The organism is Hahella ganghwensis DSM 17046 (genome assembly GCF_000376785.1).
Taxonomy (GTDB): Bacteria; Pseudomonadota; Gammaproteobacteria; order Pseudomonadales; family Oleiphilaceae; genus Hahella; species Hahella ganghwensis.
Window position 1 is genome coordinate 1 of sequence record NZ_AQXX01000071.1, and the last position, 25,747, is coordinate 25,747.

At 48.9% G+C, this 25,747-nt stretch carries 23 protein-coding genes; 17 read left to right on the forward strand and 6 right to left on the reverse strand.

The window, feature by feature from the left end:
• Positions 1-213: transposase (locus F566_RS31820; RefSeq protein ID WP_020405615.1), on the reverse strand; the 213-nt coding region annotated here is incomplete at its 3' end.
• 106 nt (positions 214-319) lie between these two features.
• Here F566_RS31820 and F566_RS0103645 point away from each other — a divergent pair.
• On the forward strand, positions 320-1,228 hold the full coding sequence (locus F566_RS0103645) for a right-handed parallel beta-helix repeat-containing protein (RefSeq protein ID WP_157496626.1): 909 nt from the start codon (positions 320-322) through the stop codon (positions 1,226-1,228).
• A 158-nt stretch (positions 1,229-1,386) separates the two neighbouring features.
• On the opposite strand, the gene F566_RS0103650 is transcribed toward F566_RS0103645, so the two are convergent.
• Complete coding sequence (locus F566_RS0103650) at positions 1,387-2,742, reverse strand: cytochrome ubiquinol oxidase subunit I (RefSeq protein ID WP_020405617.1); 1,356 nt, start codon at positions 2,740-2,742, stop codon at positions 1,387-1,389.
• A gap of 577 nt (positions 2,743-3,319) precedes the next feature.
• Between F566_RS0103650 and F566_RS0103660 the strand changes: the two genes are divergently transcribed.
• Positions 3,320-4,513 (forward strand): GNAT family N-acetyltransferase, encoded by a 1,194-nt coding sequence (locus tag F566_RS0103660; RefSeq protein WP_020405619.1) that lies wholly within the window; start codon positions 3,320-3,322, stop codon positions 4,511-4,513.
• A gap of 91 nt (positions 4,514-4,604) precedes the next feature.
• Here F566_RS0103660 and F566_RS0103665 read toward each other — a convergent pair whose 3' ends face one another.
• Entirely contained in the window at positions 4,605-5,888 is a 1,284-nt protein-coding gene (locus tag F566_RS0103665; RefSeq protein WP_020405620.1) for a YncE family protein, read from the reverse strand.
• Between the two features lie 938 nt (positions 5,889-6,826).
• On the opposite strand from F566_RS0103665, the gene F566_RS37875 reads away from it, so the two are divergent.
• Entirely contained in the window at positions 6,827-7,189 is a 363-nt protein-coding gene (locus tag F566_RS37875) for a BMP family ABC transporter substrate-binding protein (protein ID WP_051085260.1), read from the forward strand.
• A gap of 35 nt (positions 7,190-7,224) precedes the next feature.
• Positions 7,225-7,890 carry a BMP family ABC transporter substrate-binding protein gene (locus F566_RS35170; protein ID WP_281169098.1) on the forward strand — a complete coding sequence of 222 codons (666 nt, stop codon included), beginning with the start codon at positions 7,225-7,227 and terminating at the stop codon, positions 7,888-7,890.
• A gap of 107 nt (positions 7,891-7,997) precedes the next feature.
• Here the strand turns inward: F566_RS35170 and F566_RS0103675 are convergent, their stop codons facing one another.
• Positions 7,998-10,073: an NADH:flavin oxidoreductase gene (locus F566_RS0103675; protein WP_020405622.1), complete on the reverse strand. Its 2,076-nt coding sequence runs from the start codon at positions 10,071-10,073 to the stop codon at positions 7,998-8,000.
• Positions 10,074-10,418: 345 nt separating this feature from the next.
• Between F566_RS0103675 and F566_RS0103680 the strand changes: the two genes are divergently transcribed.
• Together F566_RS0103680 and F566_RS0103685 are read left to right on the forward strand one after the other, a co-directional pair.
• Positions 10,419-11,126 (forward strand): TetR/AcrR family transcriptional regulator, encoded by a 708-nt coding sequence (locus F566_RS0103680; protein WP_020405623.1) that lies wholly within the window; start codon positions 10,419-10,421, stop codon positions 11,124-11,126.
• 73 nt (positions 11,127-11,199) lie between these two features.
• The gene (locus F566_RS0103685) at positions 11,200-12,000 is read left to right on the forward strand and encodes an IclR family transcriptional regulator (RefSeq protein ID WP_020405624.1); all 801 of its coding nucleotides are present in this window, start codon (positions 11,200-11,202) and stop codon (positions 11,998-12,000) included.
• 81 nt (positions 12,001-12,081) lie between these two features.
• Here the strand turns inward: F566_RS0103685 and F566_RS0103690 are convergent, their stop codons facing one another.
• Positions 12,082-12,525: a GlcG/HbpS family heme-binding protein gene (locus F566_RS0103690; protein WP_020405625.1), complete on the reverse strand. Its 444-nt coding sequence runs from the start codon at positions 12,523-12,525 to the stop codon at positions 12,082-12,084.
• A 304-nt stretch (positions 12,526-12,829) separates the two neighbouring features.
• Here F566_RS0103690 and gcl point away from each other — a divergent pair, with 304 nt between their 5' ends.
• The 6 genes from gcl to xdhC all read left to right on the forward strand — a co-directional run bounded on the left by gcl (position 12,830) and on the right by xdhC (position 20,516).
• Complete coding sequence (gcl, locus tag F566_RS0103695; RefSeq protein ID WP_020405626.1) at positions 12,830-14,605, forward strand: glyoxylate carboligase; 1,776 nt, start codon at positions 12,830-12,832, stop codon at positions 14,603-14,605.
• Between the two features lie 71 nt (positions 14,606-14,676).
• Entirely contained in the window at positions 14,677-15,453 is a 777-nt protein-coding gene (otnI, locus tag F566_RS0103700) for a 2-oxo-tetronate isomerase (RefSeq protein WP_020405627.1), read from the forward strand.
• Positions 15,454-15,629: 176 nt separating this feature from the next.
• Positions 15,630-16,526, forward strand: coding sequence for a 2-hydroxy-3-oxopropionate reductase (locus F566_RS0103705; protein ID WP_020405628.1), 897 nt, complete (start codon positions 15,630-15,632; stop codon positions 16,524-16,526).
• A 95-nt stretch (positions 16,527-16,621) separates the two neighbouring features.
• A complete protein-coding gene (locus tag F566_RS0103710) occupies positions 16,622-17,881 on the forward strand; it encodes a glycerate kinase type-2 family protein (protein WP_245555131.1) in 1,260 nt (419 codons plus the stop codon).
• 304 nt (positions 17,882-18,185) lie between these two features.
• Positions 18,186-19,475, forward strand: a complete 1,290-nt coding sequence (locus F566_RS0103715) for an NCS2 family permease (RefSeq protein WP_026179732.1) — start codon at positions 18,186-18,188, stop codon at positions 19,473-19,475.
• 126 nt (positions 19,476-19,601) lie between these two features.
• A complete protein-coding gene (gene xdhC, locus F566_RS0103720; protein ID WP_020405631.1) occupies positions 19,602-20,516 on the forward strand; it encodes a xanthine dehydrogenase accessory protein XdhC in 915 nt (304 codons plus the stop codon).
• A gap of 158 nt (positions 20,517-20,674) precedes the next feature.
• Here the strand turns inward: xdhC and F566_RS0103725 are convergent, their stop codons facing one another.
• Positions 20,675-21,331, reverse strand: a complete 657-nt coding sequence (locus F566_RS0103725; protein WP_020405632.1) for a TetR/AcrR family transcriptional regulator — start codon at positions 21,329-21,331, stop codon at positions 20,675-20,677.
• Positions 21,332-21,698: 367 nt separating this feature from the next.
• Between F566_RS0103725 and F566_RS0103735 the strand changes: the two genes are divergently transcribed.
• From F566_RS0103735 to F566_RS0103755, 5 genes are all read left to right on the forward strand, one after another.
• Positions 21,699-22,286 (forward strand): endonuclease/exonuclease/phosphatase family protein, encoded by a 588-nt coding sequence (locus tag F566_RS0103735; protein WP_157496628.1) that lies wholly within the window; start codon positions 21,699-21,701, stop codon positions 22,284-22,286.
• Positions 22,287-22,751: 465 nt separating this feature from the next.
• Entirely contained in the window at positions 22,752-24,080 is a 1,329-nt protein-coding gene (locus F566_RS0103740) for a sensor domain-containing diguanylate cyclase (RefSeq protein WP_020405634.1), read from the forward strand.
• A gap of 74 nt (positions 24,081-24,154) precedes the next feature.
• Positions 24,155-24,568 carry a hypothetical protein gene (locus F566_RS0103745; RefSeq protein ID WP_020405635.1) on the forward strand — a complete coding sequence of 138 codons (414 nt, stop codon included), beginning with the start codon at positions 24,155-24,157 and terminating at the stop codon, positions 24,566-24,568.
• 5 nt (positions 24,569-24,573) lie between these two features.
• Positions 24,574-25,104: an alpha-ketoglutarate-dependent dioxygenase AlkB gene (locus tag F566_RS0103750; RefSeq protein ID WP_020405636.1), complete on the forward strand. Its 531-nt coding sequence runs from the start codon at positions 24,574-24,576 to the stop codon at positions 25,102-25,104.
• 115 nt (positions 25,105-25,219) lie between these two features.
• Positions 25,220-25,561: a hypothetical protein gene (locus F566_RS0103755; RefSeq protein ID WP_020405637.1), complete on the forward strand. Its 342-nt coding sequence runs from the start codon at positions 25,220-25,222 to the stop codon at positions 25,559-25,561.
• The last annotated feature ends 186 nt before the right edge of the window (positions 25,562-25,747 follow it).

Below are 25,747 nucleotides of genomic sequence, written 5' to 3' on the forward strand. Positions count from 1 at the left end.
CAGGTTTATGGGGACAAATGCCGACGTGGTAGAGCCGAGTTTCTTCGCGTCGCTGATCCAGCGTCGAACCAGATTGGCATTGAGCCCGTTATCCAGAGCGATGGCAGAAACAGAGACCCCCGGCTGTTGGCAGGCAGCAATAATCTTAGCTTTAAATTCTGCGGAATATTGGCGACGTTTTCTGGAGGAGCGAGGTGCGCTTATGACAATCATAACAAGTGTCCACTAAAAAATAAGTGGACACTATCCAGTCAGTTGGTAGCGCGCTCAAGATGGGGTTACCGGACGCTTACATACTCCCTACAATGGTGGAGGGCTATTGAACAATGGCGATACGGTCCTGTATCGATGCAAGCTTTATTCGAATAAAGGATACGGACGCACTTTCTATAATATGCCTGAGGGAGGGGCCGTCGCCAATGATGGAACGCTCAGAGTCTATTCCTCCCAGATTTTGGAGAACTATTCACATAGTGGTGTCAATGGCGGATTTGGCGGAGGCATAGTCAATAATGGAAATCTGATAGTTCGCGATTCATTGTTTAAAGATAACGAGGCAATTGGATATTATGGCGTGGGAGGCGCCATTTACAACAGAGGTAGCGCGGATATCCGACGGAGTCTGTTTTATCGCAACTATACTTCGAGCGGCTATGATGATTCAGATGGCGCAGCAATTAAGAATTCTAACAGCGGCCAGTTGAAGATTGTCAGCAGTACCTTTGCCGAGAATTATGGCGACTCGGCATGGGTTGATGATTATCCGGTAGACATTGCGACGATCAGTTCTTCCGGCAAAATTTGGATAACGCATACGACTATCGTTAACAACGAGGGGGCAGGCGTTGTGCTTTATGGTGATAGCTACATAAAGAATTCACTGATGGCACATAACGGTCTCGAGTATGACTCCAGCGCCCATAACTGTGTCCTTCTGGGTGGGGCGAAGCTGACCAGCCTGGGGCTTATGCTGGGAGCTGGCAGTAATATGGGGTGTGTGGCGGATATGGAAGTGGATGATGCCACGACCTTGTCTGAATTGTTGGAACCGGTAACGGGTCATGAGCGTTTTGAGGTTTACTATCAGCCCAGGCCTGAAAGCCTGATGATTGACTCGGCTATCTCTCCCTGCCCACAGTTTGATCAGCTTGCCCGGGAAACGGGATACGATGGTGATGACGATGGCGTTGGCCAATGTGACATAGGTGCTGTGGAGTGGCGTCCATAGGGCTCTGACGCTATCCAGTTGCCCCTTGTGAATGCGTATTTCGGGGGGCGACATTCTAAGCCTGCAGGTGAACTCTCTGAGATTTTATTTAACCGGAAGGCCACTATTCCCCATAAAGACAGACAATTAAAGTCTCAGAAAGTTTGTCTTTAAGATGTTTATGGAGATACGGCCAGTGGGTAACTGGGATGATTTTGCTCTGGCAGCAAAGGCCGGGACCTGAGTGCCCTTATGCCAAAAAAGATAAATGCGATCCCCAGAGACAACGTAATCAGGCTCATGGTGATCAGTGATATCATCATCTCGTTATCACCATAACTCCTAACGGCATTACTGGTTCTTAACATGCCATAAATCGTCCATGGCTGCCTGCCTACCTCAGCGACACACCAGCCGGAAATGGTGGCGATTACTCCGGCCGGGGTGAGCCAGATCGCCAGTTTAAGAAATGCAGGGGAGAATGATGATTGACGTTTGTCCTGCCACCATCCCCAAAGTCCCATGAAAAGAATGATCAGCCCCATGGCAACCATGATTCGGAATGCATAGAACACAGGGGCAACAGGAGGGCGGTCTTCCGGGGCGAAGTCGTTCAGCCCTCTTATCTCGCCATTGGGAGAGTGGGTGATTAACAAGCTGGCAAGATAAGGTATCTCGACAGCATATTGATTGCTCTCAGTGGTTTGATCAGGTATTCCGATCAGGGTAAAGGGGACTTGCGTGTCTGTGTGCCAGATACCTTCAATCGCGGCCAGCTTTGCAGGTTGATACTCCTGAATGTTCAGTCCGTGAAGGTCTCCGGAAATGATTTGTAGCAGGGACAAAACCACAATAAACCGGACACCTTTCCTGATAGGTCCTATTGCCTGCCGGTCTTTCAGTCTTATCCAGCGATATGCACTGATTCCTACAATAAAGCATGCAGTAGTTATCCATCCGGCTAAAAGCATATGTGTCAGTCGATAAATAAAAGAGGGATTAAAGATCACCTCATATATGTTGCCAAGTAATAGCTGTCCATTTTCCAGAATATAACCACTGGGAGTCTGCATCCATGAATTACGGATCAATATCAGACAAACGCCAATATATATTCCGGTGAACACAAGAAGCGTGCAGGTAAAATGGATTTTCTGACTTAATTTATGTCGACCGAATACCATCGGGCCGATAAAACCCGCCTCAAATACCAGCCCGACCATTTGTTCTGTTTTTCGAATACCTCCCAGCAGACTTCCCGCTTCCTCATATAAACCACCGGCAGAAGTGTCCAACTGTAAAGAGAGCAGGACGCCAGAAAGGGCGGCCATACAGAAAACCAGAAAAAACCAGCGCACCCAGTAGTCATACATTTCGCCATAAACTTCGGCGGTCAGAGCTCCTTTACCTGGCTTCAAGCACTTGAAATTGAGATACAAAAGCCAGGCAGATAACCCGATGAGCAGGGTGGGGAAGATAATATGGAAGCTTGCCGTAAGGGCAAACTGGATGCGAGTCAGCAGGATAACGTCCATGATCTTCGGCAATCAGTAAAGTAAGGATTCGAGGGTGAATCTCCATACATAAACGGCCGATACTATGCATGTTGCGGATAGAAAGAAGTAAGAGTTGTGATGTGTACTAATGTAGGTGGATACCTTGGAGGGAAACTGATGCCCCAGTCCTCTGGCTTTTTGAGCTGTGGTTTTCATCATTGAAAATTTCTCCTTATATTCCTTGTCGACACATTGCTGCAAATAATCCTGAGTGGGAGGTGTATGCAGGTTTGTGTAGATTGGAGTATATAACCAGCGGTCAAGCTGGTATGTAATAAATTGTTTTGTCTATGTAAGAGGTGGTCATATCTCTGTAATAGGTGGTTTTGCCTCTGTAATGAGCAGTAGTGCTCCTCTGCAGTAGGATCTTTCTTTGCGCAACTTAATATGAAAGTTGCAATTGCAACTGGCCAACTTTACAGAGATTCCCTGGTTTCAGGTTTCGATAAATCCATCGACCCTCAGAGGTTCTTCTGGGTATTATTGGCCTGGAAGTGTTTGCCTGATGTCATGATGGGCAGAACAGGTAATAACGATGTAGCAGGGACATTGGATAGTGAAAATCGTTAAGTCAGTCAAAGATAAAGTACAGCGCCATAAAGAGCGCCATTCTTCGTTAGATTATCAATATATATTTTCCGACTCTGTCGATTTTGTGAAGGCTGGTGATTGGGATAGGGTGACCGCCAACAGCACGGTGTTTATGAGCCGCGACTATCTGCAGGCGATAGAAGCACACCCTCCTGAGAATACCAGGCAGCGTTACGCGATTGCTTATACGGATGGAGAGCCCGTAGTAGCTATCGCATGCCAGGTTGCAGAGATCGGCGGTGAACGTTTGATGAGTTCTGAAAGCAAGGTCAGGAGTTCCCTGGCGAAGAACTACAAAGAACGCATCATTGTATGCGGTAATCTGGTATCCAGCGGTTTGCATGGCGTGGCTTTCAGCGAAAACTTTGATGAGGAAACCGGCTGGCGTATTGTGGCAGAGCTGCTCTATAAAATTCGTCGTGGCGAGAAACTTAATGGAAAAGTGGACTTTGCCATGATTAAGGATATTAAGGGAGACCGGCTGCAGTCTTCGAGCGTCGTGGAACGATTCAGCTACCGGAAGATTCAGACAGACCCGGATATGGTGCTGGAGCTGGGGGAGGGAGTTACAAGTTTTGACGCCTATCTCAGCATGTTGACGTCAAAATATCGTGGGCGAGTCAAAAAAATCATCAAGAGTATTGAACAGGCCGGGTTCGAGTGCCGGAAGCTGACGGTTGATGAAGAGATGGATGAACGACTGCTTTCGCTTTATTTACAGGTCGAACGAAAATCCAAAACCCGCCTGGCGACATTGGAAAAAGGGTACTTCCAGGGGCTTGACCAGAAATTGGGAGACAGCTTTCAGTGCCATGGAATTCTCGATGGTGAAGACGTCTTAGGCTTTATCAGTGTGATAAAAGACGGGAACGAAGCGATTGCCTATTATGTTGGCTTTGATTATGAGGTGAATGAAAAGCATCCCCTTTACTTCCGGCTGTTGCAGTTGGTAATTGAGTCAGCCATTGATATGGGATGCCATAAAGTCCTGTTTGGAAGATCCGCGCTGGAACCTAAGGCCAGCCTGGGCGCAAAACCCGTAGACACCTATGTGTGGGTCAGGCATCGTGTACCGGTTGTCAACTTCTTCGTGAGAAAGCTGTTCAGGAATATTCCATTTGATGATGCGCCGGAGCGAAGCGTCGTTAAGGCAAAATAACAGCTTTTGCTTTGCAACATGAATCCTGACGAAGGGGCAAGTAACTGCCCCTTCGTTTTGCTGATGAGTGGCAAAAGGATGATTCAATCGATCAGTAATAGCCTACCCAGTCAATTGGTACGTACCCTTCACGAATTCTCTGGGGATGATCACCAACATCCACCCGGATCACTTCTTCCCCGGATTCATAGTTGATCACTGACATCTGATCAGTGTCGCTCCAAGAGATATAGCAATTCTCACCAGACCGGTCACTGGTCACCCAGTAGGGCTTCTCACCAAGATCGGTCAGGATCTGGTACTCGAAAGTTTCCCGATTCACCAGAGCGACATAGTCATCCATGGTGCCCGCTACACACAGGGTATCTCCGGCACCGTTCATGGCAATACCATGATGGGCGGAGTCATTCACGTACTGTGTAATCGGCAAATCCGGTATCAGGTTAGGTAGGTGGGCCAATCGTGTTATTTTGTCCTCCAGCATGTCATATTCAATAAATCCGTGCAGGAATGAGAGTTGAAAGTAGAACATCCGCTCATCGGGAGTGTGGGCCATGGGTCGAACGGCTGGGCTTAGATGACCCAAGCCAGCTTCCCTGAGTTTGTCAGCCATATCGAATTGCTTGATGATTTCCATTGAGGCGGTGTCCACCACCTGGAACCTGCGCTTGCCTTTAGTGAAATCAAGAAAGTCTACATCCAGAGGGGTAAACACCATGCCAATACTGGCGTGGTAGATCTTGCTGCCATCCTTGGAGTAGACATTTTCGTGTGGAGAATCCCCACTGGGAAATTGTCCCAGTTCTTCACCGGTTTCTACGTCCAGAATATGAACCACTTTTCCCGTCGAGGCGGAGACTGCTACCTGACTGCCGTCCGGCGAAATGGCCATATGATCCGAACGAATACCTTTCACCGGGAAACGCCATTCAACGTCATTTGTAGCAATATTAATCGCCACAACATCTGCATAGCTGGGACGGGAGACGATTAACAGGCGGCCATCCGGAGTGCTGTACATATCGTCTACCAGCTGATCGTGTCCTTCTCCGATAAAATGCCGAATGGCCTGAAATGCCAGCAGCTTAAAAGGATTGAATATGATTTCAGCCATTCGGCGGTATTTGTCGGGGATGCCGTTGATCCGGCCGATCTTCACGTAGTTTTCCGTTTCTATAACGTCAATCGAACCCTCCCAATTATTACCGACAAAGATCACTGGCTTAGCGTCCTGGTAGATGTTGGAATCATTTCCGCTGTCCGAATGGGCCGCGGAAGACAACGTGCCTCCTGCCAGAGTGATGGAAAGTGCAACTGCCAAGCGAAAAGGTTTCCCTGAGAACGGCGCTGACGGCCGTGTAAAAGATGAGAGCATTTTTTGTCTCCTTACCTGATTATTATTTTTACAGCTCGCGGTGATCGTAACGCTGTTCTTTATAGGAAGAATGTCGGGTTACTGACAGATTTCCCGGATATGCTTCGTCCTGGGAACCGGTTCAAATTGAAGTTGTGTTTATATGCATCTTGTATTGCGGTTGGGTATGGATGGATCTTCAAGCACTTTGAATTAACTGCTGGGAGCAGAGATTCAGGTAATTGATGAGGAATTCGGTCTGAAAACTTTTGAATTTGGGTAGTTTGTTGATTATTGGAAAAAATTTTAAGTGATGCTTAATCAATAAAATACAACTCTGTCACTTGTGTCAAAAACTAACTTGACACAAGTGACAAGTAAATGATTGTTTATTTCTATTCTCACCATGGCCAACCGGCAAAAGTACGGGAGGCAATGGACTGACTCAAAACAAAAACAATATTGAGATGGTCGAAGTAAATATGTTGTCGTCTACACATGGGGCCGAAATTAAACGACCTGAAAAAATCTCCGGAGTGTCGGCCTTTTGTGCCAACCAGCTCGTCATTACCGCATGTATTTTTCTTCGCCAGGGCAATTGGCCCGCCATCCTGATATCTCCACGATTCACCCACCCATCAGTGATTTTTCTGTTGTCCTGACAGGTCATTGCTGGTTTATCCCAAAATAATCATCAGGAGAAATCAACGTGAGCAAAAACAAACATTCAACTGTTCAAACAATGAGGGTCCCTGTCTCTTCTGTGTCCCTGACGGTCCCTCTCGCTTCTTTGTCGCTGACGGTACCTCCGTGGTCTTCAGTGACGGATGTCTGGTGCTTCTGAATTGCACGATTCCAAATTGATCGAAGACTGTGCGGTTGCCTGCTCTGGCTAAGTCCGGACCGGTAGTCGTGCGCGAAAGCTCACTACGAGAATGTCGACACGAGAGGTATGCAGTATGAATTATCTCAAAGCGTTATTAATTGCGGTGCTGGGATGGAGTTCTATGGTTCTGGCGGAACCGGTTAAGCTGGCTTTTCTGTATCCGTCACCGGTTGGGGAGGCGGGCTGGTCTTACGCCCATGATAAGGGGCGACGTTATTTGGAACAGTATTATTCGGACAAGGTCTTGACTGACTTTGCAGACAAAGTTCCCACCGGTCGAGAATCTCGGAATGTCATACAAAAGTATGCCGAGCTGGGATTCAATATCATTTTCACCGCTTCCAAAGACTTTGCGGTGCAGACCTCCCAGGCGGCAAAAGAGTTTCCCAAGGTGCAGTTTGTCAATATAGGGGATATCGCCAGTCCACCAATCTGAGTCAGGTACAGATCAGGGGGTACCAAGGACGTTACCTGACAGGATTAATTGCCGGTGCCATGACGAAAAGTAATGTGATTGGATTTGTTGCCGCATTTCCCGTGCCCGAGGTCACCCGGGGAATCAATGCATTCACGCTTGGCGTTCGTGAAGCCAATCCCAACGCGGTAATAAAGGTTAACTGGAGTCATAGCTGGTTTGATCCGGAAAAAGAGAAAGAGTTGGCGAGTGAACTCATTGCCGATGGGGCAGATATTCTGAGCAGTCAGGTGGATTCGGTGACAACGCTGGAAGTGGCAGAAGAGAAGGGCGTTTACACCTTTGGTTTCTATTCGGACATGTCCCGATATGCTCCCCGCTATCACCTGACTTCGGTGGTTTATGAGTGGGGAAAAGTCTACGAAGGCTTTGTCGATGATGCACTGAATCAAACCCCCTCGAAGCGGTCTACCTGGCAGGGGGTGGCGGAAGGCGCGGTCACATTGAGTCACCTTAACGCGGCGATTCCAACGGATGTTGTCAATCGTGTGGAAGCCAGACGTCAGCAGATTGCCGCAGGAGAATTTCAGGTATTTCAGGGACCTGTTAAGAATCAGAGAGGGTGGGTGGTCATTAAGGACGGTAACACTCCCAGTGACCAGGAACTACAGGGAATGACCTGGTATGCCGAAGGCATTGATGGCCGAATGCCCTCGTTGTAGGAATAGAAATTTAAGTAAGAGAAGGCTGCTGATTACCGTGGCTGCCTTCTCTTTGAGTCTTCAGATCCTCAGGTCTATTGGCTTGTGACCTCTGTAACTTGATTGCTCTAAAGATCTTTGACCAGCCGCAGTGCGTCATAAATTGCGGCGTGAGTGTTTCTTGCCGAGACCGCGTCACCAATTCTGAACAATTGGAACTTTCCGTCGCTGTTTTTGGTGAGTGTCTGCGGCTGTCCAGCGATGAGTTGATCGTAATCGATCTCACCACCATTGGAAGCATTTTCCCTGAGCTCAAAGTAGAGCTCATCCAGGGGGAGCGTGCCATGGTTGATAATGACCTGATCCACCGTTCGAGTTTGTTGAAAATCCAGCGGGCCATCAGGTTGATGAGTGTCGTCTTGATGATTGTTGTAGTCACTGTCGATGATGGCCAGCAGTTCATTTTCTTTCCGTTCAACAGCAAGCAGACGATAGGTGACGGTAAAGGTAACGTCCGGTTTTTGCAGTGTCCGCATATAGGGGACCAGATTCATCGCCATCACCTCAGGAGCAAAGCTGCGGTCAGGGGTCATGATTTCCAGTCGTGCTCCGGAGTTGGCGATTATTTCGGCAGACTGTAAAGCTGCATGATCGCCTGCGTCATCGAAAAGCAGTACATTCTTGCCCGGTTTGACGTCGCCGGAAATAATATCCCAGGCGGAAACCACCAGCTCATTGCCACGACTTAGAATCTCAGTGTCCGGATAGCCGCCGGTGGCAATAATCACAACGTCTGGATTTTCCGCCATGACGGTATCGGCTTCGGCCCAGGTGTTAAACCGAAATTGGACTCCCTTGGACTCACATTGAGCCATTCGCCAGTCGATCAGACTGATCATTTCATGCCGCCTAGGGCTCTGTGAAGTCAGGCGGACCTGGCCACCGGGCTTGTCGGCAGCTTCAAACACGGTGATCTCGTGACCTCTGTCAGCCGCTACTCTAGCGGCTTCCATACCTGCAGGTCCTGCGCCGACGATCACAACCTTGCGCCGTGCCGCCGCTTTGGGAATATCATGGGGCATGGTCAGTTCACGGCCTGTTGCGGCATTGTGAATGCAATAGGCTGCACCTCCCTGATAGATGCGGTCGAGGCAATAGTTGGCACCGACACAGGGGCGTATCGTCTCTTCCTGGCCTGCGAGTATCTTGCGGACGATATGAGGGTCGGTCATGTGAGCCCGGGTCATACCAATCATATCCACTTTACCGCTGGCAATGGCATAACGGGCGGTGGCTACATCAGGAATTTTTGCGGCATGAAATGTCGGAAAGTCCGTCGCTGCACGTATCTCGCCAGCAAAGTCCAGGTGAGGGGAGTTGCGCATGCCCTGAATCGGGATAACATCTGTCAGTCCGGCATCCGTATCGATGTGCCCCCGGATGACATTGAGAAAATCCACCATGCCGCTGTTTCTGAGACGAAGGGAGATATCCAGACCTTCTTCGCGGCTGACGCCTCCGGTGAGCATTTCGTCGGCCACATAGCGCAGGCCGACGATAAAATCCGGTCCAACACGTTCCCGAATGGCTCGCAATGTGTCGAAAGTAAAACGCAGACGGTTTTCCAGGGAGCCACCAAATTCGCCTTCCAGCGTATTGGTCAATGGTGACCAGAATTGGTCCATCAGGTGGCCGTAGGCTTGTAGTTCAATACCGTCCAGTCCCGCGGCTTTCATTCGCTCTGCTGCATCTGCGTAGTCTTTGATAATCCTTTCAATGTCCCAGTCCTCAAGCTTTTTGGGAAAAGCCCGGTGGGCTGCTTCCCGATGATGGGAGGGAGATACCACTGGCAGCCAGTCACCTTTGTCCCACCGGGTGCGGCGTCCCAGGTGGGTCAGTTGGATCATCACTGCAGCACCGTGCTCGTGACACTCATCAGCCAGATCCTTCAACCTGGGTACGACTTCGTCTTTGTAGGCGAGAATATTGTTGAATACCGGCGGGCTGTCCTTGGAAACGGCAGCAGACCCTGCCGTCATTGTTAGCGCGACCCCTGCTTTTGCCCGTTCCACATGATAGGCACGATAGCGCTCTTTCGGCATACCGTCTTCCGGATAGGCCGGCTCATGCGAGGTGATGATAATTCTATTGCGCAGGCGCAAGTGCTTGAGTTGGTATGGCTGAAGCAAAGGGTCATTGGACATATTGTTGTACTCCCCTGGCGTTTGACTGACTTGACCAATTTGGTCGACTTGATTGGGTGTGAAGTTACTAGCACGTTAGTTAAGAATGTACATGGGTGTCAAGATAATGGTCGTTAGTGTATATTAAATGGTCATATGTGTCGCTTTTTGTGATCTGAAGTGTCAGTTTGATGTTCATTACTGTCAACAGCGAGGTCAAGGTTGTACACTTCTATTTGAGTTCGAGAGGAGGCAAATGCTTCTGGTGCTTTCACTGTGGCTAAACCGTATCTTTAAGCTAATACGAGCTACAACGCACGATCGATACCCTAGGGTCCCTATAGGAATTAATGACGTTCTCTGTCTATGAGTACTCAGGATTTGAAGAAATCAACGAAGACAAATACTTCTGCTAATAAACCTGGCAATGTCGGAAAGGAACAAGAACCTCATGGGAGAGGCGCGCAGGGCAGTGGTTGGCGGGGCTCTGCAGATGTGTGGTTGCAGGCGGCATATGAGAGCCTGATAGAGTCAGGCGTGGATGCTGTCAGAATTCAGCCGCTGGCAAAGCAACTAAAACTGTCACGAACCAGTTTTTACTGGTTCTTCAAGGACAGGGAGGCACTTCTAACCGGCCTGTTGGCACAGTGGCGTGAGAAGAATACTGGCAACCTGGTCAGACAGGCAGGGCGTTATGGAGAGAGCATTATTGAGTCTGTGCTGAATGTTTTTGATTGTTGGCTTGATCATCATCTGTTTGATACCCATTTTGAGTTTGCAGTACGAAGCTGGGCACTGCAATCGGCTGATGTGGCAAAACAGATTTCTGAAGCGGATGACATCCGCTTGTCAGCCCTCAGAGATATGTTCACACGATTTGGGTTTGATGAAGCGGCATCAGATGTTCGGGCAAGAACAGTTTACCTGACGCAGATTGGTTATATTTCCATGAATACCAGGGAGGATCTGGCTGTCCGGATGAAACGGATACCGGAATATGTCCGCATATTTACCGGACAGTCCCCGGAACAGCGTGATCTTATGAGGTTTTATGCCCGTCATGACTATTTATAGAGCAACGATTTGAAAAAGCGTTTGGGACAATTGAAAAAAGCTGAATTCAGAACGGCTTTGACCAGGAAAAATTATGAAAAGTAAATCGACCAGTAAATCCGCACAAACCGGTGGTGGCCAGGTTCAGTCCCTGGTTCGTGGTTTGACGGTGCTGGAGCGGCTGGCTGAATCATCGGTGGCGCTGAATCTGACGGAAGTGGCAGAGCGCGTCAGACTGCCGACATCCACAACCCACCGCTTACTGAATACGTTATTGCAATTGGGCTACGTGTCTCAGGATCATGAACGTGGTGAGTGGTCTGTTGGCGTTAAAGCATTTTCCGTGGGTAATGCCTATTTGAAAAGCCGGGATTATGTTTCCGCTGCCAGACCGTTTATGCGGGAATTGGTATTGGAATCAGGAGAGACCTGTAATCTCGCCATCATGCAGGAAGGCGGGCCGGTATTTGTTGCCCAGATTGAGTGCGATGAGATGATGCGCATGGTGGCAAAACTGGGAAGTCATGCTCCTTTGCATGCCAGCGGCGTCGGTAAGTCGATGTTGGCAGGCGAAAGTGAAGCTGAGATCCGGCGGCTGCTGGGCGCTGATGAATTGCAGGAATTCACGCCTAAAACCATTACGACCGTGGGGAGCATGTGGGAGGAATTGGATCGGATTCGTCAGCAGGGATTTGCCGTGGACAACGAGGAACAATCTATGGGCTTGCGTTGTATTGCGGCCAATATTTATAACGAATACAGTGAGGTGGTTGCTGCTATTTCAATCTCCGGACCGGTACAACGTATTACTGAAGGTCGTATCACAGAATTGGGGGAACTGGTCTGCAACAAAGCGGAATCCATAACATTCTCTATTGGCGGCAAGCAGCCCTGAAAAGCTGCCACCGCAAAAAGTTACTTACCTCAGCTGTCGCATCCTTGGTACCAATAGCTTGATTGCCTGATAAGTTGCCAGTTAGGCATTTTCCGGCAACCGGGTCAGCAATTCGGCTGCTTCAACCCCAGCGATGGCGCAGCTTTCATCTACCTCTGAAATATCTCCGGTAATACCGACGGCACCGATGACTTGTTCGTCATGGTTAAGTATCAGAATGCCTCCCGGTGCCGGAATCAGGTTTCCGTGCGCCAATGATGACAATGACGAAAAGAACGCTGGGCGATCAATGCTCATTTTCCCCAACTCCCTTGAGGATATTCCCAGCCCTATAGCTCCCCAGGCTTTGGCTATCGCGATTTCCGGTCGCAGCATGCTGGTTTCGTCTTCCCGACGAAATGCCTTTAAATGACCGCCATCATCCAATACTGCCACCGTTAAAGGTTTGGCGTTGAGCTCACGTCCTTTTCTTAGAGCGGCATCAATAATTCTCTCTGATTGTTGCAGGGTTAGCTTGTTCGTCATTGCTATTTTCCTCTTTTATTTTTGGTTTGCTCGACTTTTTTCACCCGGCGACAGCGAATGCGGGTAAAGGTGACAGGAGCAAAAAACAGGCAAAAAATTGCGACAAAAAGGTCTCTTTTTGCACATGTTTTGGTTTGAAATGCTCATATATCACTTTTTAAAAACAATGTAACTATATGAAATAAAATGAAAAATAAGTATATTTTCACAGTGTGGAAAATCTTTTCATAAAAAGTTGACACAAATGACAGGAAAATACTAGTATCGCTTTAAAACAAGAATTCACAACAAGGGGAAATGTTTTATGGCACAGATGAAAGCCGTAGAAGCACTGGTAGAGGTGCTGAAAAAAGAGGGGGTCACCAATGCTTTTGGTGTTCCTGGCGCCGCTATCAATCCCTTCTATGCAGCCATGCGTTCGATTGGCGGTATTGACCATGTTCTGGCGCGTCATGTTGAAGGGGCTGCACACATGGCCGAAGGTTATACCAGGACCGCCGATGGTAATATCGGAATCTGTGTCGGAACTTCTGGCCCCGCCGGAACTGACATGGTGACCGGACTCTACTCCGCTCAGGCGGATTCCATTCCCATTCTTTGCATCACCGGGCAGGCGCCTCGGGCCCGTCTCCACAAAGAGGACTTTCAGGCCGTTGATATCACCAGCATCGTTCAGCCTGTAACCAAGTGGGCGACAACGGTCATGGAGCCGGCTCAAGTTCCTGGTGCAGTACAAAAAGCTTTTTATTTGATGCGCACAGGCCGTCCAGGCCCAGTGCTGATCGATTTGCCATTTGATGTCCAGATGGCTGAGATCGAATTTGACCCGGATACCTATGAACCACTGCCGGTGATTAAACCCCGCGCAACCAGGGCACAGGCAGAAAAAGCCCTGACGATGATGAACGAGGCTGAGAAACCTTTGTTGGTCGCCGGTGGTGGGATTATCAACGCCGGTGCTTCAGAACTTCTGGTGAAATTTGCCGAGATTACAGGAATTCCCGTGATCCCCACATTAATGGGTTGGGGCACCATACCGGATGATCATCCACAAATGGTCGGCATGGTGGGCCTGCAGACGGCTCATCGTTATGGCAATGTGACCATGTTGGCATCTGACTTTGTATTCGGGATCGGTAACCGCTGGGCCAACCGTCATACCGGAAACCTGGATGTATTTACCAAAGGGCGCAAGTTCGTTCATATCGATATTGAGCCGACCCAGATAGGTCGGGTGTTCGGACCGGATTACGGTATCGTGTCCGACGCCGGGCTGGCGCTGGAAGAGCTGATTACTGTTGCACAGGAATGGCGTACTGCAGGAAAGCTGAAAGATCGCCAAAACTGGTTGCAGGAATGTCAGGATCGCAAACGATCCCTGCTGCGCAAAACTCACTTTGATTCTGTGCCGGTGAAACCCCAGAGAGTCTACGAGGAGATGAACCGGGCGTTTGATCGCGACACCTGCTATGTCAGTACGATCGGATTATCTCAGATCGCTGCAGCACAGTTTCTTCACGTGTACAAACCCCGCCACTGGATCAACTGTGGGCAGGCTGGCCCATTGGGATGGACTATTCCTGCTGCCATCGGTGTCTGTAAAGCCGATCCAAAACGTAAAGTAGTGGCGCTGTCCGGCGACTACGATTTCCAGTTTATGATTGAAGAGCTGGCGGTCGGTGCTCAATTTAAACTGCCTTATATCCATGTTGTTGTGAACAATTCTTACCTGGGGCTGATTCGCCAGGCTCAGCGTGGTTTTGATATGGATTACTGCGTACAACTGGCTTTTGAGAATGCCAATGCACCGGAATTGGGTGCCTATGGGGTGGATCATGTGGCTGTTGCTGAAGGCCTCGGCTGTAAAGCCATTCGGGTGTTAAAACCAGAGGATATGCCGGCTGCTTTCGAGCGGGCAAAAGGCCTGATGGAGAAATTCCGGGTGCCCGTCGTGGTGGAAGTGATACTGGAAAGGGTCACCAACATTTCCATGGGGACCGATATCGATGCCATCAACGAATTTGAGGATCTGGCAGAAAACCCCGGAGATGCTCCGACGGCCATCGGCCTGCCGGCGTGAGACCTGATTCTGTAGCCTGCGGGCTGCTTTCCCTGCTTGATTGTTAATTCATTTACTCAAAGGAGCAAAACATGCCACGTTTAGCCGCCAACCTTTCCATGCTGTTCACGGAACTGGAATTTCTGGATCGTTTTGATGCTGCTGCCAAAGCTGGCTTTCGCGGAGTGGAATACCTTTTCCCTTACGATTTTTCTGCAGAAGAAATCCGCACCCGGCTGCAGAATAATCACCTGACACAGGTATTGTTCAATCTGCCTGCTGGAGACTGGGCTGCGGGCGAGCGGGGAATTGCCTGCCTGCCGGACCGCGCCGGTGAATTTCGTGAAGGTGTCTCAAAAGCCATCGAGTATGCACAGGTTTTGGGCTGTAAACAGATTAACTGCCTGGCAGGAATTGCCCCCCAAGGGGCATTGCCCAGGGCAGAAGAAACCTTTGTTGAAAACTTGCGATATGCCGCCAGTAAACTGAAAAGTGCGGATATTCAGTTGGTGATTGAAGCGATCAATACACGTGATATTCCTGGCTTCTTCCTAAAGAACACCAAACAGGCACTGGAAATTGTCGAAGCGGTAGGGAGCGATAATATTGCGCTTCAGTATGACATTTATCACATGCAGATCATGGAAGGGGATCTGGCCAGGACCATCGAAAATAATCTGGCCTCCATCAAGCATATTCAGTTGGCCGATAACCCTGGTCGTCATGAACCGGGCACCGGGGAAATAAACTATGACTTCCTGTTCCGGTTTCTTGATCAGATTGGATATCAGGGATGGGTCGGATGTGAATACAAACCGGCCACCACTACTGAAGCTGGATTGGGTTGGTTGGCAAGCTATGGCCAATAAAACTATGGCCAATTAAAGGGCCAATTAAAGCTACGGCAATAGGAATCCAGGAGGGAGCAGTGCGCTCAGGATGGACTGAGCGATGAGCTGTTCCGGACTGTAATAAGAATCAACGGTCGTCTACACACGAGTCGAATACGTTTTACACCAAAGACGAACAATAACGGAGAACACGTATGAGCAGAATTGGATTTATCGGTACCGGCATCATGGGGCTTCCCATGGCAAAGCACCTGCAGGATCAGGATCATCAACTGTATTTTTCTGAACATTTCCAACAGGTTCCTGAGCAGCTACTGGGACCGAACGGACAAGCTTGCCCTACACCAAAAAGTGTTGCTGAAGCCTCCGAATTTATTATTCTCATGGTGCCCGACACTCCTCAGGTGGAAGAAGTACTGTTCGCTGAAGAAGGTGTTGCCGCCGGTTTGGCGCCCGGAAAAATCGTCATCGACATGAGCTCGATCTCGCCACTGGCAACCAAAGATTTCGCCAAGCGTATCAATAATCTTGGTTGTGAATACTTGGATGCACCAGTCTCCGGCGGTGAGGTGGGCGCTAAGGCAGCCTCACTGACCATCATGGTGGGAGGTTCCCAGGAAACCTTTGATAAAGCCTTACCTTTGTTTGAAGCCATGGGGAAAAATATCACGCTGGTGGGGGGAAACGGCGACGGTCAAACCTGCAAGGTGGCGAACCAGATTATCGTGGCGCTGAACATCGAAGCCGTTGGCGAAGCGCTGTTGTTTGCCTCCAAAGCGGGAGCAGATCCTGCGAAGGTGCGTGAAGCCTTAATGGGCGGATTTGCTTCCTCGAAGATTCTGGAAGTTCACGGTGATCGAATGGTGAAACGCACTTTTGAGCCTGGTTTCCGTATCGGGCTTCACCAGAAAGATCTTAACCTTGCCTTGTCCGGTGCGCGTCAATTGGGAATTAGTCTGCCGAACACCGCAAACGCGCAGGAATTGTTTAACGCCTGTAGTGCCCACGGCGGCATTAATTGGGATCATTCTGCCATGGTTCGCGCGCTGGAAATCATGGGTAATCATGAAATTGCTTCCGCAGAGGGCTGATCCGCGTCGTAAAGTGACGTTAGCAAAACGGGCATCCTGGAGTTGGTGAAACGAATACTCCGGAATGCCCCGGAGAAGTTGAGGGTATAAACGTGGTGGAAAACCCCAAAGAGTTTTTGCTGGAATTGTTCAATACAGCGGTTAAGGCTGCTCATCCGGCTCAGGTATTGGCAAATTACCTACCGCCTGATCGTAGCGGCCGTGCCATTGTGATTGGAGCAGGAAAAGCAGCTGCCTCCATGGCCAAGGCTCTGGAGGAACACTGGGAAGGGCCATTGTCCGGCCTGGTGGTTACACGTTATGAGCATGGCCTGGAATGTGAGCATATTGAAGTGCTGGAAGCAGCTCACCCGGTGCCGGACGATGCCGGTCGGGAAGTGGCGGAGCGGATTATGGATCTGGTTAGCCATCTCCAGGCAGGTGACACTGTATTCTGCCTATTGTCTGGTGGTGGATCGTCGTTATTGTCATTACCCGCCGAAGGCATTTCGCTTTCTGATAAGCAGCAGGTGAATCGGGCGCTATTGAGATCCGGTGCGACCATTTCTGAAATGAACTGTGTGCGTAAGCATCTTTCGGCCATTAAAGGAGGGCGCTTGGCCAAAGCCTGCTGGCCTGCCAGATTACATACCTTTGCCATTTCCGATGTGCCTGGAGACGACCCCAGTGTCATTGCTTCCGGCCCCACTGTTGCCGATCCTACAACTTCCGCAAACGCGATTGCCATTCTACGCAAATATCAAATAAAGGCCCCTCAATCTGTTTTGGATTGGCTGAATAATCCTGCTTCCGAAACGGTAAAACCGAATGATCCTGTGCTGGAAAATACACAATTCACGCTGATAGCCACCCCTCAGCATGCATTGGAGGCTGCGGCTGCATTGGTTCGACGTCGGGGCCTGACACCGATGGTGTTGAGTGACAGTATCGAAGGGGAATCCAGGGAGGTCGCGAAGGTTCACGGCGCTTTGGCAATCTACGCCCGTCATTACGATCAACCTGTCACAACACCCTGTGTGATTATTTCCGGTGGTGAGACAAGCGTGACTGTAAAAGGAAACGGTCGCGGCGGACGCAATGCTGAGTTTCTGCTCTCGCTGGCGAATACCCTGAAAGGTGAGCCGGGGATATACGCGTTGGCAGCGGACACGGACGGTATTGATGGTTCGGAGACAAATGCTGGCTGCTGGCTGACGCCGGAGACCTGGAATCGAGCTGAACACCTGGGAATCAATGCAGAGGGTTGCTTAGAGGACAATGATGGTTTTGGTTTTTTTGACGCTCTTGATCAGTTGATCGTGACGGGACCGACCCGGACCAACGTGAATGATTTCCGGGCCATTTTGATTCTGTAGGCAAGGTTTGAGTTTTTTTAGAGCGGTTTGATTTGGGAACAATGACGAACAGGGAGGGAAAAAGGGACAAGGAGGGAAATAGAAATAGTTACCAGGACTAGCAGCTCATAAGGACGTGTGGGATACAGGGTCTGGCCATGTGAAGCCGGGCACCGGGAAACAATAAGATCGATAGACTTATTTCGCCTTCGCCTTGTATATCTTGGCGAACTTAAACAAAAATAAGAGTAAGAGGCTGTCTATGAGCAACGTAGCTGAAAACACACTCGATACGGAGATAACATCCGATGTGAAAGACTCCGGCATCCTGGAAAGAGTCTTCAACTTGACGGAACGCAAGACCACCGTCAGAACTGAAGTTGTTGCGGGCATAACAACTTTTCTGACCATGGCCTACATCATTTTCGTCAATCCCAATATCCTCTCTGCCGCCGGTATGGATCATGGTGCAGTATTTGTGGCGACCTGTCTGGCTGCGGCCGTGGGTTGCCTGATCATGGGCCTGTATGCCAATTATCCTATTGCGCTTGCTCCGGGCATGGGCCTCAACGCATTCTTCAGTTTTACCGTCGTGGGCGAGTTGGGCTATTCCTGGCAGGTGGCTCTCGGGGCGGTATTCCTCTCGGGTCTGATATTTCTGGCACTCAGTATTTTTAAAGTACGCGAGTGGGTTATCAACAGTATACCGTTGTCTCTACGTCGGGCCCTGGCGGCTGGTGTCGGGATGTTTCTGGCGATTATTGCACTGAAAACCTCCGGCATTGTGGTCGACAGTCCTGCAACGCTGGTTACCTTGGGTGATCTGACATCTCCTGGTCCCATTCTGGCGGCGATCAGTTTTCTACTCATCGCTGTACTGACTTATCGTAATATTCCCGGTGCTGTCATGATCGGGATATTAGTGGTGACAGGCATCAGTCTGATGATGGGACTGACAGAATACAAGGGCGTGGTTTCCATGCCTCCCAGCCTGATGCCGACCCTTGGACAACTGGATATTGCCGGCGCTTTTGAAGTGGGGATGATCAGTATTATCTTTGCCTTCCTGTTTGTGGATCTCTTTGATACAGCCGGTACTCTTTTGGGGGTGGCTCACCGCGCCAAACTTCTGGATGAAAAAGGTAACCTTCCGCGCATGGGACGTGCATTGATGGCGGATTCCAGCGCCAGTATCTTTGGCTCATTTCTGGGGTCTTCCACTACAACCAGTTTTGTGGAAAGTACCGCAGGGATAGCTGCCGGTGGCCGGACCGGGTTAACAGCAGTGGTTTGTGCCGGACTGTTTCTCGCAGCGATGTTTTTTGCGCCGGTGGCGGGAATGGTGCCAGGGTTTGCTACGGCCGGTGCTTTATTGTTCGTGGCGGTTCTGATGACACAGGGCCTGTCGGAAATTGACTGGGATGACATCACAGAGTCTGCACCGGCTGTTGTTGCAGCTATCATGATGCCGTTGTCGTTCTCCATCGCCAATGGAATTGCTCTGGGCTTTATTACCTACGGGGTGATCAAGGTCGCCAGTGGACGTTTCAAAGATGTCTCGGTGAGTGTCTATGTGCTCTGCGCGTTGTTTATTGCGAAATTTATTTTCCTGTAAGTTCTGAACTTCAGAGGTGAGATCGGCCCGCGCATCTCTATCAGCTGAGCTGCGCCCTGATCTTCACCTTGCTGATTGTCTTTCCGGAATGAGCAGTCTTTCCAATAGGGAAAAGAGGTGTTTGCTATGAAAGCCATCAACTGGATTGATGCGGCTAAGTCACTGCAGCATAAAGGGGAACCGCATGTTTTGGTCACTCTGCTTGGTTGCACCGGGTCCACCCCCAGGGATCAGGGGAGTAAAATGGTGGTGTCGACAGATAAATCTTACGACACCATTGGCGGAGGGCAACTGGAATTCTCTGTGATTCAAAAGGCCAGAGAATTAATGACCGATACGGAAGCGAAGCAAGTCATTCAGCATTTCCCATTGGCAGCAGCTCTGGCGCAGTGTTGTGGTGGCTCGGCGACGGTATTACTTGAATATGTTCCCGGTTGCCACTTCAGGGTAGCCCTTTTTGGGGCTGGCCACGTGGCGAAATCGTTAGTTCAGATTCTGGGAGGCTTACCCTGCAAGGTCTCGTGGATTGACGAACGGGCGGACCAGTTTCCGGCCAGCTACCCTGACAATATTACGCCGGTTGTCGCAGCATCTCCGGTAGACAGGCTCGCTGAGCTGCCCGACGGAAGTGATATTTTGATACTCACTCATAACCACCAGTTGGATTTTGAACTGTGCAAAGCTGCGTTGGATCACGGAGGTTTGCGTCATATTGGCTTGATTGGTTCTAAAACCAAGGCTGAACGATTTGCCATGAGACTGGACAGAGAAGGCTACGGCCGGGATCAGATTGAGCAGATCGTCTGCCCCGTGGGATCTTTGAGTGTTCCCGGAAAACTGCCGATGGAGGTGGCGGTGTCCATCGCAGCACAGCTGATTGCTATTGAAAACAGTGAACTGGAAAAGCCTGTTCGCCGGGGATTGAGCTGGAACCACTTGAAAAATCAGCTTGGTACTCAGCCTGGTGCCAGGCAGAAGGGATTGGCGGTGACTCTCAAGGCACTCAAGACCTCCATGGATTCACCCGAAGCCTCATCATAAAAGAGTTCTAATAAAAACACCTGTCGTACACAAAATTTGTTGAAACAAATAATAAACCTTGCAAGCTGTCGAGGGTTCCTCAAAAAAAGAGTCTGTCCGTGAACGTCAACAGGCCCTTGTCCCCAAGTCCTCGACAGCTCTTTTTTGATGTGCCGGAATCAGATTTGTGGTGAGATTCCGCAGCCTCTCAGAACAATTTCCGTCATGCTGTCAGCAATCTGCTCGAAATCCGCATCGGTAAGCTCTTCCTTATCCATGGCTGCGCGGACCTGAACACCGAAATCCGCATAGTGCTGGGTGGCACCCCAGATCAGGAACAGGAGATGGACGGGCTCAATCGCTGCCATTTTCCCCTTGTCGATCCAGCTCTGGATAACCTGAGTCTTCTGTTTGACCCAGTCACGAAAATCAGTTTGCAGATATTCTGTGAGGTGAGGAGCGCCATGAATGATTTCGCTGGCAAATATTCTCGACGCGGTGGGATTGGTCTTGGAGAACATCACCTTGGCCCGTATGTAGGCCGACATGGCAGTGTAGGGATCGTCGTCTTCGTTGATCAGGTCGAAACTGCTGTTCCAGAGCTCAACGATATCACTTAACACCGCACCGTACAGGTCCAGCTTATTCTTGAAATAGTAGTGGATATTGGCTCGCGGTAACTCAGCGCGCTCAGCAATCCGCTTCATTGAGGCGCCTTTGTATCCGAAATCGAGAAATTCCTGTTCCGCCGCGGCGATAATCACAGGCTCATTTTTTTGACGCACACGCCCGCCTGGTACCAGGCGCTTCATTTTTAGAATATTGGTTTCGCTCATAACGCTCTTATACCTGTAGTGTGGCGTTATGTTAGCGGAAGCCGGGCGGATGATAAAGATAAGCGAGTTTGTACTGGTATTTCTGTCGAGGAATAAAAAGGTGGCGTTCGATGTGCCTGCGAAGCAGTAAAATATAGACAATAAGTGATTTTCTCCTCTTAGATGCCAGGATTCAGCTACTAAAAACCGCTTAATGAGTGTAGGTTCCATCGCGCAGGCTTTAAAATAGGTAAAACATCAAGAGCCTAATATACCGATTTGCTTAATATGCACTCAATGGTGGTACAGGCTAAAAAGACTTCAGGTTTTCAGTCTGTACAACAAGCTCTGCCGCCAATAATTTTCAATGGATAAGTACAAGGAAGAAATGATGAAAATTCTATACATGAATCAGGGAGTCAACGGAGGGTGGGGGGCCATAAAATATTCCTCCTACGATATCGTATGTCTGGCTGAGTCAGATCAATCCAAACAAGGGTTTGAGCTGGCATGGAAAAGTACGGATAGTGACCCTGTGATGTCGATTCAGCAAAAGGAAGGGACAAGAACGATTATCAATGCGAAGGATCTGGATAAAATCTGTCAATCAGTGAGACCTATGATGACTTTTACGATTAAAGGGTCCCCGGTTCGAGTGGTATTTGTTCACTTAAAGTCTGGCAATCAGAAGTTGGCTGATGACGCGCTACAAATTGCCATATCCGAACTTCAGATTCAGGCACAAACCATGTCAAATAGGCCGGTTTTGTGGATCGGGGATTTTAATCGGGCTACCCCCAGCGCATTAAACCAAGCTTTTTCTGATGCTAAATGCATTCACGCTGGCGGTGGTCATTCGAAATGGGATTTGGATCGCGTATATATTTCTGGTCCCTGGAAAGAAAAACCAGCCGTTGACGTAGTGTCAATTTCTTCCGCCGATCATGGTCACCAGGGACTGGCAGTCTCTCTTTAATCTAGGTTGATATGATGCCTTAGGCCCGGCTGTGGAAACGGCGTTGCTCCTCCCGGGGTCTTCTGCGAGGTTTAAAGATGCCTCCTTCATAATCTGGAGGCATCTGATCTATGGTTGAGCAAGGATAGGTCATGCTCCTTTGGCAGGCGAGTGGGAATCTGAATGGGTCGCTGACAAACCTGTTTAAATTTTCGTTGTACTCTCGAACTACGATAGAATCTTCATGCCCCCTACTGCGATCCTCTGACAAGACTTGATTGCTCTGCTCTTTTCCTACCTGATATCCCTTTTCAATTAACCCCTAAATTATTCAGACCTATATTTTATGAGGTTATCTAACATTGTGTTACGAATGCCTCTAAAAGCATAATGGGCCAATTGGGTCTAGACTCACTGGATATAGCCACTTTTTATCGAAAAACTGAGTCTTAAGAGCATACCGAAGGGCACTTGAGCGGTGGTCGTATGAATAAGAAACTGGAAGAAGAGAATCAAAAGCTTACCCGACAGGTTCAATCGCTGAAGGAAACGCTTGATCACATCGGTGCCTACGTCTTTATGAAGGACTCTGAAGGGTGTTATACCTTCGCGAATAAACTTGTGTGTGAGCTATTTGAACATTCTCTGGACGAGATTGTCGGACAGGATGATTCGAAATTTTTCGCCCTGGATATTTCCGATGATTTGAAACAGAACGATCGTGTGGTCCTGGAGCAAGGAAAGACGATAGAGAACGTTGAACGAAATATCATTGCCAGCACGGGGGAAACCCGTTATTACATGGCGGTTAAAAAGCCGCTGAAAGACAAGGATGGCAACATCATAGGTATGTATGGGGTGTCGACAGACATTACCGAGCGAAAACAGATGGAGTTGGAGATTCGCAGAAAGAACGAATTACTGAACAGTATTCTCAGTAATTTAGATGCCTTTGTGTATATGAAGGACAAAGACTATCGCTTTCTCTATGTTAATGAAAAAACCGCCGCACTGTTTGGTAAAGATCCTGCCGACATTATTGGTAAAACGGATGAAGAAGCCGTCTCTGAAGCCGGTAACTCTGAATTCAGGGAAATGGATGAAAAACTCTTTTTGACTGGAGAGAAACAGGAAGGTGAAGAAACCCTGGAGCTGGCCAATGGAGACGTCCGATATTATTGGTCGACCAAGATTCCCTTGAAGGATGAACAGGGGGCTGTTTCCAGCTTTATTGGGTTCTCTACGGATATCACTGAACTTTCGTTGTTAAGAAACCGTCTTGAGCAACAGGTCCAGGAAGAAATTATTAAGCGGTTAAAACATGAGCGACTGGCCATTACTGATCCACTTACCGGTATTTATAACCGGTTAAAACTGGATGAAGTACTGGAGCAGGAATGGCAGCGTGCAAAACGGTCTAGTCAGACGTTTGGCATTATTCTTCTGGATGTTGATTACTTTAAGCATGTTAATGACACTTGCGGCCATCAGACGGGAGACAAGACACTGATCGAAATCGCAAGACTACTGAAAAACAATGTCCGCGAAATCGATACCGTCGGACGCTGGGGCGGTGAAGAGTTTTTGATCGTCTGCCCTGATACCGACCGCGAAGGCACCACACACCTGGCAGAAAAACTGCGTACAGTGATTGAACAGCACAAGTTTCCTGTCGTAACACACAAAACAGCGAGCTTTGGTGTCACCACCTACAAAGATGGCGATACGATCAATGAAATGGTCTCAAGAGCGGATGTCGCACTTTATAAGGCAAAAGGCAGTGGGCGTAATCAGGTGGAGGCTTCCGGGAAGTAATAATCAATGGTATCAGTCTAGTCCAAGGGCTCTTATACTTTTGTCGTTTCTTACCAAACCTATAAGGAGTCGAATTGATCCCATTTTTATTAGAAATAACCAATAAGATAGGTCTATATCAGTTGGCAGATGGTCGTTTCCAGCTAACTCAGGAAGGGACACCAGAAGCCATCATGATCGGTTATGAATACATCATTGTGAGAAACGATATAGCAGACGCATTCACCGACCTCTGCACCGGAGGAGGACTTAGCTTTCGACCAGCTATCATCTGGGATCGCAAGAAGGATAAGGAATATAATAATTACCGGGAAATGATGGTTGAACAGCACTTCGGTTCACAAGATCTAAACGCTCTGGATTTGAACAGTAAACAGTTTCTGGTAATGGACAACCGTTATTTGTTTGTAACGCCTGCTTTGAAAGAAAGCATGGTAAATTCTCGGTTGGATTTTGAATTCAGCGAAGGGCTCAGTTTCTTTGGTTAATCTTTATGACAATTGATTTAGAGCCAAAGGTTAGAATCATAGAATCCTTTGTTTCTGAACCTGATCGCTTATTCTCTCAGCTTCGCGATATGGTCCCCTGGGATGAAAGAATGAGGGCCAGGAAAACGGCCAGCTATGGTGTGTCCTACGACTATTCAGGAATGACCTACCCGGAAACGGGCATGTTGGAAGAGCTGGCGGAAATATCGGAAAAAATAAGCAAAACGATTGGCTTTTTGCCGAATAACTGTCTTTTGAATTATTACCCGGATGGTAAGTCTACGATGGGGTATCACTCTGACTCGTCCGAGGAGCTTTTGCCTGGAACTGGGGTCGTTATTGTCTCACTGGGGGCTGAACGGCACATCTGGTATCGATTAAAGGCTGACCAAGATATCACTTGGCGGTACTTATTAAAAGCTGGCGCTCTTCTATATATGGATAATGATATTCAGAAACATTGGATGCATGCGATTAAGAAAGAAGAAAATGTGGGCGCGCGTATCAGTTTAACCTTTCGGCACATTGTGAAGTGACGCCGGCGGAGAGACTCTGAAGCATGGCTGGCTGACTCGCAGGTTTTATTTCCCGTATTAGGAACGTTGCTCTTAATCTATGGTTTTCTCTTACAGAACTTTCAGGTGGCATAGCATGAAGTTGAAAATGCTTGTGTTAGTCTTTATGACGTCGACCTATGCTTCGGCAAATCCGGCTAAACTCTCCCAAGAACAGTCCGTTGATGGCGTCAGGAAAAGAGAAATCGAGACGCTGGAAGCTAAGCTGAAGGCGCAACAAACGAAGTATTTTCCGTGCGAGGTTTTTAAGTATCTGGACAATGGTTTTCCTATGACAGAGAACGAAACCGAATACATGCATCATGTTTGGGGTAAAGTCGAAGATGTGGTGACAAACGAATACCGGCGCCAGGAAGAGAAGTCTTTCATGGGGATTCTGGAGGTGAACATGGAGGGAAATATTCTAGGGAGGCTCTGAATAACTCCCCAAATCAGTCATAATACGGCCAACTTCACTCATCAGGAATACTATCCATGGATCAGATGACTTTCTCCGAAGCTGAATACCAGAATAAGAAGCGTAAGACCCGCCGGGAAATCTTTCTGGAGCGAATGGATAAGCTGATCCCATGGAAACGCATGGAAAAGAAGATCGCCCGCTATT

Bases quoted from the DNA above. Each gene is read 5' to 3' on its own strand.
- F566_RS0103755 (WP_020405637.1), top strand. From the start codon at position 25,220: ATGAAGTTGAAAATGCTTGTGTTAGTCTTTATGACGTCGACCTATGCT.
- F566_RS0103685 (WP_020405624.1), top strand. From the start codon at position 11,200: ATGAAAAGTAAATCGACCAGTAAATCCGCACAAACCGGTGGTGGCCAG.
- gcl (WP_020405626.1), top strand. From the start codon at position 12,830: ATGGCACAGATGAAAGCCGTAGAAGCACTGGTAGAGGTGCTGAAAAAA.
- F566_RS0103665 (WP_020405620.1), bottom strand. From the start codon at position 5,888: ATGCTCTCATCTTTTACACGGCCGTCAGCGCCGTTCTCAGGGAAACCT.
- F566_RS0103725 (WP_020405632.1), bottom strand. From the start codon at position 21,331: ATGAGCGAAACCAATATTCTAAAAATGAAGCGCCTGGTACCAGGCGGG.
- F566_RS0103650 (WP_020405617.1), bottom strand. From the start codon at position 2,742: ATGGACGTTATCCTGCTGACTCGCATCCAGTTTGCCCTTACGGCAAGC.
- F566_RS0103740 (WP_020405634.1), top strand. From the start codon at position 22,752: ATGAATAAGAAACTGGAAGAAGAGAATCAAAAGCTTACCCGACAGGTT.
- F566_RS0103680 (WP_020405623.1), top strand. From the start codon at position 10,419: ATGAGTACTCAGGATTTGAAGAAATCAACGAAGACAAATACTTCTGCT.
- xdhC (WP_020405631.1), top strand. From the start codon at position 19,602: ATGAAAGCCATCAACTGGATTGATGCGGCTAAGTCACTGCAGCATAAA.
- F566_RS0103705 (WP_020405628.1), top strand. From the start codon at position 15,630: ATGAGCAGAATTGGATTTATCGGTACCGGCATCATGGGGCTTCCCATG.
- otnI (WP_020405627.1), top strand. From the start codon at position 14,677: ATGCCACGTTTAGCCGCCAACCTTTCCATGCTGTTCACGGAACTGGAA.
- F566_RS37875 (WP_051085260.1), top strand. From the start codon at position 6,827: ATGAATTATCTCAAAGCGTTATTAATTGCGGTGCTGGGATGGAGTTCT.
- F566_RS0103750 (WP_020405636.1), top strand. From the start codon at position 24,574: ATGACAATTGATTTAGAGCCAAAGGTTAGAATCATAGAATCCTTTGTT.
- F566_RS0103690 (WP_020405625.1), bottom strand. From the start codon at position 12,525: ATGACGAACAAGCTAACCCTGCAACAATCAGAGAGAATTATTGATGCC.
- F566_RS0103675 (WP_020405622.1), bottom strand. From the start codon at position 10,073: ATGTCCAATGACCCTTTGCTTCAGCCATACCAACTCAAGCACTTGCGC.
- F566_RS0103735 (WP_157496628.1), top strand. From the start codon at position 21,699: ATGATGAAAATTCTATACATGAATCAGGGAGTCAACGGAGGGTGGGGG.